This window comes from Streptomyces sp. NPDC021622, from assembly GCF_040640795.1.
Taxonomy (GTDB): Bacteria; Actinomycetota; Actinomycetes; order Streptomycetales; family Streptomycetaceae; genus Streptomyces.
Map to the genome: position 1 here is coordinate 1 of NZ_JBFACK010000048.1, position 1,439 is coordinate 1,439.

The 1,439-nt window shown below is 65.7% G+C and carries 1 protein-coding gene; it reads left to right on the plus strand.

What is annotated here, in order from left to right; translation table 11 throughout:
• Positions 1-8 precede the first annotated feature (8 nt).
• Positions 9-1,439: condensation domain-containing protein (locus AB0G47_RS40850; RefSeq protein WP_360781191.1), on the plus strand; the 1,431-nt coding region annotated here is incomplete at its 3' end.

Here is a 1,439-nt window from a genome sequence, read left to right on the forward strand (position 1 = left end):
TGTCGCCGGTGCAGGAGGGCATGGTCTTCCACGCGCTCTATGACGAGCAGGCGGTGGATGTCTACACCGGTCAGTTCGGTTTCGATCTGGTGGGGCCGCTGGACGTTGAGGCGTTGCGGCGGGCGTGTCAGGTGTTGGTGGATCGGCATGCGAGTCTGCGGGCCGGTTTCCGGGTGCTGGAGTCCGGGGCGACGGTGCAGGTGATCGCGGACCGGGTGGAGATCCCGTGGCGCGAGGAAGACCTCAGTGCCCTCAACGTCACCGACCAGGACGCCGAGTTGGCACGCATCCTCGACGAGGAACGAGGTCGCTTCGACCTCACGAGCGCGCCGCTGATCCGGTTCGCCGTGGCGCGGACGGGTGAAGACCGCTGGCGGTTCGTCCTGACCAACCACCACATCATCCTTGACGGCTGGTCCTTCCCGCTGCTCTTCCAGGAGATCTTCGAGCTCTACGAGACGGACGGGAACGGCCAGTCTCTGCGGCGGGTGGCGCCGTATCGCGACTACGTGGAGTGGCTGGCGGGTCGTGATCGGGGTGAGGCTGAGGCTGCTTGGGCTGGGGCGTTGGAGGGTGTGTCGGAGACGACGCGTCTGGTGCCGGATGTGGGTTCGCGGTCTCCGGGGATGCCTGAGCATGTGGTGGTGGGGCTTTCGCGGGAGCGTACGGCTGAGTTGGAGGCGTGGGCCCGTGGTCGGGGTCTGACGTTGAACACGGTGGTCCAGGGTGTGTGGGCGCTGGTGTTGGGTGGTCTGACGGGTCGTGATGATGTGGTGTTCGGTGCGACGGTGTCGGGTCGTCCGCCGGAGGTGTCGGGTGTGGAGTCGATGGTGGGGTTGTTCATCAACACCCTGCCGGTGCGGGTCCGTTTGCATCCGGGTCTGTCGTTGGAGGAGTTGCTGGGCCGGGTGCAGGCCGAGCAGGTCGGGTTGATGGCGCATCAGCATCTGGGGCTGGCGGACATTCAGCGGATCGCCGGCGTCGGCGACCTCTTCGACACCCTCACCGTCTTCGAGAACTACCCCATCAACAACACCGGCTTGTCGGTCATCGACGAGCTCAGCATCACTGGCGTACAAGGCAAGGACGCCACCCACTATCCGCTGAGTGTTGCGGCGATGGTCAGCGATGGAAGCCTGGGACTGCATCTGGGTTATGCGACGGATCTCTTCGACGTGTCGGAGGTCGAGGCGATCGGTGCCCGCTGCCTGCGCGTCCTCGAAACTGTCCTGACCGACCCCGGCCTGCCCATCGGACGCATCGACGTTCTGCCGACGGACGAGCGGCGTCGCGTAGTGGAGGAGTGGAACGCGACCGCGCGTGAGGTGCCGTCGGGTTCGATGGCGGAGTTGTTCGAGGCGCAGGCTGTGCGTGTGCCGGACAGCGTTGCGGTGGTGGACGGTGAGGTGTCGTTGACGTATGGGGAGGTGAATGAGCGG